Source organism: Anaeromyxobacter sp. SG66 (assembly GCF_022690805.1).
GTDB lineage: Bacteria > Myxococcota > Myxococcia > Myxococcales > Anaeromyxobacteraceae > Anaeromyxobacter > Anaeromyxobacter soli.
The window spans coordinates 19,548-28,318 of record NZ_JALCZC010000051.1 but is presented as its reverse complement, the minus strand read 5'-3'; the positions used below and the strand labels follow the sequence as shown (position 1 = coordinate 28,318).

Genomic DNA, 8,771 nt, shown 5'->3' with positions numbered 1-8,771 from the left:
TCCGGGCTCGCGCTCGTGGCCGGCGACGCGGTCGGGACGGCCGAGCTCGCGACCCCCGTCGCGGCCCTGCCGCCGCTGCCCGCCGCGGCCGACGCGCCGCCGCCGCCGGAGCGACCGGACCTCGTCGCGGCGCGGCTCCAGCGCGACGCCGCGGACGCGGGCGTCTCCGTCGCGCGCGGGAGCCTGCTCCCGTCGCTGTTCGCGCAGGCCAGCGCCGAGACGATGCGCGAGGGGAGCGACCTCTCGCGCGGGGGCAGCTGGACGACGCTCGGCCTCATGCTGCGCTGGGACCTGTCGCTCGCGGACGCCCAGGGGGCGCGGGCGGCGCAGGCGCGGGCCCGCGCCGCGGACGAGGCCCTCGTCTGGCGCGAGCGGCAGGCGGCCCGCGAGGTCGGGGAGGCGCGCCGGGCGATCGAGACCGCCGACGCCCGGATCCGCTCCGGCGAGGAGGCCGTCGCGGCGTCCGAGTCGGCGCGGAACCTCCGCGCCGCGCGGCATCGCCAGGGACTCCTCCCGCTCACCGACGTCCTCGACGCGGAGGCCGGCCTCGCCGGCGCTCGCGCCCTGCTCCTCGCGAGCCGGCTCGAGGCGCGCGTCGCGCGCGCCCAGCTCGCGCTCGCGCTCAACCTGCCCATCGAAGGGATCACGCCATGAAGATCGCCGCACTCGCCGCGCTGGCGCTGCTCGCGCCCGCGCTCGTCTCCGCCTCGCCCGCCGCCGAGGCCGCCTCCCCGCGGCGCGTCCGGCCCGTCCGCGGCGAGACGACGCCCACGGGCGGCCACCTCGTCCCGGCGAACGTGATCGCGGCCCGGCGCGCGACCCTCTCGACGCGGATCGCCGCGCACGTCTCGGCGCTGCACGTCGAGGAGGGCCAGCGTGTGAAGCAGGGGCAGCTCCTCGTGTCCCTCTCCGCCTCCGACCTGCGCGGGGCGCTCGCCGCGGCCGAGAGCGGCCACGCGGCGGCCGCCGCCCACGAGAAGCGCATCCGCGCCCTCGCCGCGGAGCGCGCGGCGACGCCCTCCGAGCTCGAGATGGCCGTCTCCCAGCGCGCCCAGGCCCAGGCGGCGCTCTCGTCCGCGCGCGCCAACCTGGAGTACGCCCAGATCCGCGCGCCGTTCGCCGGCACCATCCAGGCGCGCCGCGTCTCGGCGGGCGACATGGTCGGCCCCGGCCAGCCGCTCCTCGAGCTCGAGGGCGACACGCTCGAGCTCCAGGCGAGCCTCACGGAGTCGGAGGCGGCCGGGCTCGCGCTCGGGCGAGCGCTCCCGTTCGTCTCGGGGGACGCGAAGGGGCAGGCGGAGATCACCGCCCTCACGCCCGGCGGCGACCCGGTCTCGCACCGGCGCGGCGTTCGCGCGCGCGTGCGGAGCGTCACCGGCGAGCTCCGCTCGGGCGCGTTCGCGCGCCTCGAGGTCCCGGGCGCGGCGGAGGGCGCGCACGGGGCGTGGGTGCCGCGGAGCGCCCTCGTCGAGCGCGGCGATCTCACCGGCGTGTTCGTGGCCGCGGGCGGCAAGGCCGAGCTGCGCTGGCTCTCGCTCGGCGAGGCGACCGGCGACGGCTTCTCGGTCCGCGCCGGGCTCCGGCCCGGGGAGACCGTGATCGACGCCCCGGGCGCGCTGCGCGACGGGGAGCCGGTGGAGGTGCAGCCGTGAAGGAGCAGGGCTACGGTCTCGCCGGGCGCCTGGCGCGCCCGTTCCTGCGCTCGAAGCTCACGCCGGTGATCGTCTTCGCGTCGATCCTGCTCGGCGTGCTCGCCGTGTCGCTCACGCCGCGCGAGGAGGAGCCGCAGATCATCGTCCCGATGGTCGACGTCATGGTGCCCTTCCCGGGCGCCACGCCCTCCGAGGTGGAGAGCCAGGTCGTCACGCCGCTCGAGCGCCGGCTGTGGGGCATCCCCGGCGTGGAGTACCTCTACAGCACGAGCCGGCCGAACGCCGGGTTCATCACCGTGCGGTTCAAGGTGAACGAGCCGCTCGAGCCGAGCCTCGTGAAGGTCCACCAGGAGCTCGGGGCGCACCCGGAGCTGCTCCCGCAGGGCACGATGCCGCCCGTCGTCCGGGCGCTCACCATCGACGACGTCCCGTTCCTCACCGTGACGCTGCACGCCCAGGAGGCGCTCCCGGCGGGCGAGCTGCGCAAGCTCGCCGAGCAGGTCGCCCGGGAGCTCTCCGACGTCGAGCGCACCGCGCAGGTGCGCGTGGAGGGCGGCGCGCGGCGCGTGGTGCGCATCGAGCCGGATCCGGCGAGGCTGCGCACGCTGTCCGTCTCCATCGGCGAGCTGCACCAGGCGCTCCAGTCCGCCCAGGCGCAGCTCCCCGCCGGAGCGCTCGTCGACGGCGGCGCCCGCGTCGAGATCGAGGCGCGCGGGTTCGCGCGGTCGGCGGAGGAGCTCCGGCGCGTCGTGGTCGCGGTGCGCGACGGACGGCCGCTCTACGTCGAGGACGTGGCCCGCGTGACGGACGGCCCCGAGCCCGAGCCCGCCGTGGTGCTCACCGCGTCCAAGGAGCGGCCCGGCTTCGAGCAGGCCGCGACGGTGGTGGTGGCGAAGCGGCCCGGGACGAACGCGACCGAGCTCGCGGAGCGGGTGGTCGCCAAGGTGGACGCGCTGCGCGGCGGGCTCATCCCCGCCGCCGTCGACGCGACGGTCACCCGGAACTACGGCGAGACGGCGGGGGAGAAGTCGAACGAGCTCATCGAGCACCTCCTCATCGCGACGCTCTCGGTCATCGCCCTCATCCTCCTCGCCATGGGCTGGCGCTCGGCGCTCGTCGTGGCGGTCGCGGTCCCGGTGACGCTCGCCCTGACGCTGCTCCTCACCTACCTGAACGGCTACACGCTGAACCGCGTCACGCTGTTCGCGCTCATCTTCTCGATCGGCATCCTGGTCGACGACGCCATCGTGGTGGTCGAGAACATCCACCGCCACATGTACCTGCCCGGCCCGCGCCGGAGCTTCGCGCAGACCGTGCTCGACGCGGTGGACGAGGTCGGGAACCCCACCATCCTCGCCACGGTGGCGGTGATCGCGGCCATCCTGCCGATGGCGATGGTCCGCGGGCTCATGGGCCCCTACATGCGGCCCATCCCGGTGGGCGCGAGCGTGGCGATGGTCTTCTCGCTCGTCATCGCCTTCGTCGTGAGCCCCTGGGCGGCGATGAAGATCTTCCGCAAGGAGGCGCACCTCCCGGACACCGACGCGAGCGGCCTCCACCCCTCGGATCCGGCGCGGGACGCGCCCGAGCCCGAGCGCGACCTGCCCTCGGCCAACCCGGAGACCGCGCCCGAGGGGCGGCTCGCGCGCGCCGATCGCCGCGTCGTGCGGTGGCTGCTCGGGACCGGGAGGGTCCGCGTCGGCTTCCTCGCCGCGGTCGCCGTGCTGCTCCTCGCGGCGACGGCGCTGCTCTTCACCGGCGCGGTGAAGGTGAAGATGCTCCCGTTCGACAACAAGCGGGAGTTCCAGGTCCAGCTCGATCTCCCCGCGGGCGCCGCCCGCGAGGAGTCCCTCGCCCTCGGCCAGCGGGTCGCCCGCCGGCTCCTCGCCGAGCGGGAGGTCGAGAGCGTGCAGCTCCACTCGGGCGTCGCCGCGCCGTTCACCTTCGTCGGCATGGTGCGGCACAGCTTCATGCGCGAGGCGCCGGAGCAGGTGGACCTGCAGGTGAACCTCGTGCCGAAGGGTGAGCGCGACGCCTCGAGCCACGCCATCGCGGTGCGGGTGCGGCCCGAGATCGAGGCCCTCGCGAGGTCGCGCGACGCGCGCGTGAAGGTGGTCGAGATCCCGCCCGGTCCGCCGGTGCTCGCCACCATGGTGGCCGAGGTCTACGGCCCGAGCGCGGCGACCCGCGACCGGATCGCCGGCGAGGTGCGCGAGGCGTTCCGCGCGGTGCCCGGCGTGGTGGACGTGGACTCGACGCTCAACCCCACGGCCCCCAAGCTCGTCGTGGCGGTGGATCGGGAGAAGGCGGCGCTCCACGGGGTCGCGCCCGCGCACGTCGTGCAGACGCTCGCGGCGGCGGGCTACGGGGCGCCGCTCGGCGCGTTCCACGTCGAGCGCGGCGCGGCGCAGGTGCCGCTCGTCCTCCAGCTCGCGCCGGCGCAGCGCTCCCGGCTCGACACCCTCCTCGCGCTCACCGTCCCGGGCGCGCGCGGTCAGGTGCCGCTCTCCGAGCTCGTCCGCGTCGAGCGGACCCGCGAGGCGCCCGAGATCCAGCACAAGAACCTGATGCCGGTCTCCTACGTCACGGCCGACCTGGCCGGAGAGATCGAGAGCCCGCTCTACGCGCTCCTCGCCCTCGACGAGAAGCTCGAAGGCCTCCGCGGCGATCGCGGCGAGCCGGTCGCGCGCTACGGCCTCGCCCACCCGGCCAACACCGAGTCGCCCGCGATCAAGTGGGACGGGGAGTGGCACATCACGCTCGAGGTCTTCCGCGACCTCGGCCTCGCCTTCGCGGCGGTGATGCTGCTCATCTACGTGCTCATGGTCGGCTGGTTCCAGAGCTTCACGATGCCGATCGTGATCCTCGTGCCGATCCCGCTGTCGCTCGTCGGGATCCTGCCGGCGCACGCGCTCGGCGGGACCTTCTTCACGGCGACGAGCATGATCGGCTTCATCGCCGGGGCGGGGATCGTCGTGCGGAACAGCATCATCCTCGTGGACTTCGCGGAGCTGAAGCTGCGCGAGGGGATGCCGCTCGCGGCGGCGGTGGAGGAGGCGGTGCTCGTCCGCTTCCGCCCCATGGCGCTCACGGCGCTCGCCGTGATCGTCGGCAGCGCGGTGATGCTCGCGGACCCCATCTTCCAGGGGCTCGCGGTGGCGCTCATGGCCGGCGCGGTCGCGGCGACCCTGCTCTCGCGCTACGCGGTCCCGGTCCTCTACTACATGCTCGCCCGGCACGGGCGCGCCGCCGAGCTGCAGCGCGAGGGCGCCCGGGGCCGCACCGTCGAGGAGGAGGAGCGCCGGCCCTCGCCGCCGCTCGAGGCGGCGCTCGCGACCGGCACCGACGTGTATTGACGGAGCGCCGGGCGCCGCAGGCGCGCCCCCCGCTCGCGCCGACCAGCCGGCGCTGGCGGGGGGTGCGCTGCTTCTACTCTTCCTCGACCTTGTCCTCCACCCAGCTCATCGCGGCGAGCGCCCGGGGCCAGCCGATGGTGGTGATGGCGAGCCGGACCACGTGGGCGAGGTCCTCGCGCGAGCAGCCGCCCGCGGTCGCGAACCGGACGGCGGAGTGGACGCCGCCCTCCGTGCCGAGGCCCACCGCGATCCCGAGCTTCACGAGGCGGCGCTCGCGCTCCGAGAGCGGCCCGCTCTCGTGGAGTCGCCGGCCCAGCTCCTCGAACGCGGCGTAGACGTCGGGGTGCGAGCTCTTGAAGCGGAGGAAGTTCTCGGGGAGCTTCTGGGCCATCGGTCACCTCGCGGGTCGGAGTTCGCGCCTTCGTACAACGATGTGGACGCCGCCTGCGCGCGGGCGCAGGCGGAAGCCCCGGAAGGGCGGCCCTCCCCGTCCGCTCGGCCGAGCCGCCGAGCGGCGCGCTCCACCGTCCCCCGGGTCTCGCAGCCCGTCAGACGGCGCGACCGGCGTGGCGACGACTGCGCGATAATCGACACGAATGACGGCTCGCCTCTTCCGCTGCATCGCCGGCGCGGTCCTCGTGACCCTCGCGGGCGCGGCGCTCGCCGACGCGGCGCCCGCGCCGGTCCTCGTCTTCGGCGGCGACCGCGACTACCCGCCTTACGAGTTCATCGACGAGCACGGGAATCCCGCCGGGTACAACGTCGACCTGACCCGCGCCATCGCCGAGGTGATGGGGCTCCGGGTCGAGGTCCGGCTCGGCGGCTGGTCGGAGATGCGACAGGCGCTCGACGAAGGTCGCATCGACGCGCTGCAGGGGATGTCGTGGTCGGAGGAGCGGGCGCGGCGGCTCGCGCTCTCCCCGCCGCACACCCTCGTGAACCACGCCATCTTCGCGCGCAAGGGGACTCCTCCGGTGGGGTCGCTCGAGGAGCTGCGCGGCCACGCCGTCGCCGTCCACCGCGCGGGCATCATGGACGAGCACCTCACCGCGCTCGGGCTCGGCGACACCTTGCTCCGCACCGACACCCCCGCCGACGCGCTCCGGCTGCTCGCCTCGGGCCAGGGGGAGTACGCGGTGGTGGCCGCGCTGCCCGGGACGTACATCACGCGGCAGCTCCGGCTCACCAACGTCGTCCCGGTCGCTCGGAACGTCGCCGCGCACCGCTACGGCTACGCGGTCCGGAAGGACGACGCGGCGCTCCTCGCCCGCATCGAGGAGGGGCTCGCCATCCTGAAGCAGACCGGCCGCTACGATCAGATCCGGGAGCGGTGGCTGGGCGTGCTCGAGCCGGGCGTCACCTGGTGGACGTTCGTGAAGTACGGCGCGGTCGTCTTCGTGCCGCTGCTCCTGGTGCTCGGCGGCACGGTGCTGTGGTCGCGCTCGCTGCAGCGCGAGGTCGCAGCCCGGACCGCGTCGCTCGCGCGCGAGATCGGCGAGCGCGAGCGCGCCATGGAGCTCCTGCGCGACAACCAGGCCCAGCTCGTCCAGGCCGACAAGATGGCGGCGCTCGGCGTGCTCGTCTCCGGCGTCGCGCACGAGGTGAACAACCCGAACGGCTACATCCTGCTCAACATGCCCGTGCTGAAGGACGTCTACCTCGACGCGCTCGAGCTCTTCGAGCGGCGCTTCCAGGAGGAGGGCGACTTCATGCTGGCGGGGCTCCGCTACTCGCAGATGCGCGAGGAGCTGCCGGGCATGCTCGACGAGATGCTCGAGGGGGCGCGGCGCATCAAGCGGATCGTGGAGGACCTGAAAGACTTCGCGCGACGCGAGGACGCGCCCCGCCTCGAGCCGGTGGACCTCAACGCGATCGTGCGCGCCGCGGTGCGGCTCCTCGACGCTCGGATCCGGAAGGCCACCCGCCGCTTCGAGCTGACGCTCGCCGATCCGCTCCCGCGCGTGCGCGGCAACGCCCAGCGGATCGAGCAGGTGGTGGTGAACCTCGTCCTGAACGCCTGCGAAGCGTTGCCCGCCCCCGACCGCGCCATCCGCGTGAACACGGAGCACGACCGCGCCGCGGGCGTGGCGCGCGTCACGGTCCAGGACGAGGGGGTGGGGATCCCGCCCGAGCACCGCTCCCGCCTCACCGACCCCTTCTTCACCACCAAGCGCGAGCAGGGCGGGACCGGGCTCGGGCTCTCGGTGTCCGCCGCCATCGTGAAGGAGCACGGGGGCGCGCTGGAGTTCCGGTCGCCTCCCGGCGGGGGGACGGCCGTGGTGGTCACCTTGCCCGTCGTCCCCGAGGAGCGCGCCGCATGACCACCGGCACCTATCCGTCCTTTCCCATCCTCGCGGTGGACGACGAGCCGGCCTGGCTCCGCTCGCTCCGCGTCGCGCTCGGCCGCGCGGGCATCGATCACGTCGAGACGTGCCAGGACGCGCGCGAGGTGCCGGGCCTGCTCGCCGCGCGGCCGTTCGGCCTCGTCCTGCTCGACCTCAACATGCCGCACGTCTCGGGCGAGGATCTGCTCGCGCGCATCGCCGCCGATCACCCGGAGGTGATGGTCATCGTGATCAGCGGGATGAACCAGGTCGAGACGGCGGTGCGGTGCGTGAAGGCCGGCGCGTTCGAGTACTTCGTGAAGACGGAGGAGGAGGATCGACTCGTCGGCGGGGTCCTGCGCGCGGTGCGGATGCTGGAGCTGGAGGGCGAGAACCGCGAGATGGCGAGCCGGGTCCTCTCCGGCGGGCCGAAGCACCCCGAGGCGTTCGAGGCCATCGTGACCAGAGACCGCGCCATGCACGCGGTGTTCGCCTACGTCGAGGCCGTGGCGCGGAGCCCGCGACCGCTGCTCGTGCAGGGCGAGAGCGGCGTGGGCAAGGAGCTCGTCGCGCGCGCCGCGCACGCGCTCTCCGGTCGACCCGGTCCCATGGTGGCGGTGAACGCCGCAGGGCTCGACGACGCCATCTTCGCCGACACCCTCTTCGGGCACGCCCGCGGCGCGTTCACCGGCGCGGACCAGGCGCGGCCGGGGATGATCGAGGCCGCGGCGGATGGGACGCTCTTCCTCGACGAGATCGGCGACCTCGCCGTCGCCTCGCAGGTGAAGCTGCTCCGGCTGGTGCAGGAGGGCGAGTACTTCCCGCTGGGCAGCGATCGCCCCAAGCGCCTCCGGGCGCGCCTGATCGTCGCGACGCACCACGACCTCGCGGCGAAGCAGGACTCCGGCGCCTTCCGCCGCGACCTGTACTACCGGCTCGCCACGCACCAGGTCCGGATCCCGCCGCTTCGCGAGCGCAAGGGCGACGTGCCCCTGCTGCTCGAGCACTTCCTCGCGGAATCCGCGCGCGAGCTCGGACTCAAGAAGCCCACCGCGCCGCGCGAGCTCCCGATCCTGCTCTCCACCTACGCCTTCCCGGGCAACATCCGGGAGCTGAAGGCGATGACCTACGACGCGGTCAGCCTTCACCCCGGGCGAATCCTGTCCATGGAGACGTTCCTCCGGGCGATGGAGCGCGGCGGCGGCCCGGCGCCTGCGCGCGTCGCGGCGCAGGGGGAGCATCCGTTCGCAGGCGTCGACCCGCTGCCGACCATCCACGACGCCGTCGACCTGCTCGTGCGGGAGGCCGTCTCCCGCAGCGGAGGCAACCAGACGATCGCTGCGCGCCTCCTCGGCATCACTCAATCCGCGCTGTCGAGGCGCCTCAAGGCAGCACGAGGCGGATAGCGCCCCCGCGAATGGGCATGCGCCGGCGTATGG

The 8,771-nt window shown here is 74.4% G+C and carries 6 protein-coding genes; 5 read left to right on the top strand and 1 reads right to left on the bottom strand.

Going from position 1 to position 8,771, the window contains the following annotated elements; all coding sequences use genetic code 11:
- From MNZ39_RS14570 to MNZ39_RS14560, 3 genes are all read left to right on the top strand, one after another.
- Window positions 1-654, top strand: a 654-nt coding sequence (locus MNZ39_RS14570; RefSeq protein WP_242339733.1) for a TolC family protein, incomplete at its 5' end; no start/stop codon positions are given.
- Window positions 651-1,652, top strand: coding sequence for an efflux RND transporter periplasmic adaptor subunit (locus tag MNZ39_RS14565; protein WP_242339731.1), 1,002 nt, complete (start codon window positions 651-653; stop codon window positions 1,650-1,652). The genes MNZ39_RS14570 and MNZ39_RS14565, both read left to right, overlap by 4 nt.
- The gene (locus tag MNZ39_RS14560) at window positions 1,649-5,008 is read left to right on the top strand and encodes an efflux RND transporter permease subunit (protein WP_242339729.1); all 3,360 of its coding nucleotides are present in this window, start codon (window positions 1,649-1,651) and stop codon (window positions 5,006-5,008) included. Before MNZ39_RS14565 ends, MNZ39_RS14560 begins: the two co-directional genes overlap by 4 nt.
- Window positions 5,009-5,081: 73 nt before the next feature.
- Here MNZ39_RS14560 and MNZ39_RS14555 read toward each other — a convergent pair whose 3' ends face one another.
- Window positions 5,082-5,399, bottom strand: coding sequence for a carboxymuconolactone decarboxylase family protein (locus MNZ39_RS14555; protein WP_242339727.1), 318 nt, complete (start codon window positions 5,397-5,399; stop codon window positions 5,082-5,084).
- 205 nt (window positions 5,400-5,604) lie between these two features.
- Between MNZ39_RS14555 and MNZ39_RS14550 the strand changes: the two genes are divergently transcribed.
- Window positions 5,605-7,329, top strand: coding sequence for a transporter substrate-binding domain-containing protein (locus tag MNZ39_RS14550; RefSeq protein WP_242339725.1), 1,725 nt, complete (start codon window positions 5,605-5,607; stop codon window positions 7,327-7,329).
- Window positions 7,326-8,738, top strand: coding sequence for a sigma-54 dependent transcriptional regulator (locus tag MNZ39_RS14545; protein WP_242339723.1), 1,413 nt, complete (start codon window positions 7,326-7,328; stop codon window positions 8,736-8,738). Before MNZ39_RS14550 ends, MNZ39_RS14545 begins: the two co-directional genes overlap by 4 nt.
- Window positions 8,739-8,771: the final 33 nt, after the last annotated feature.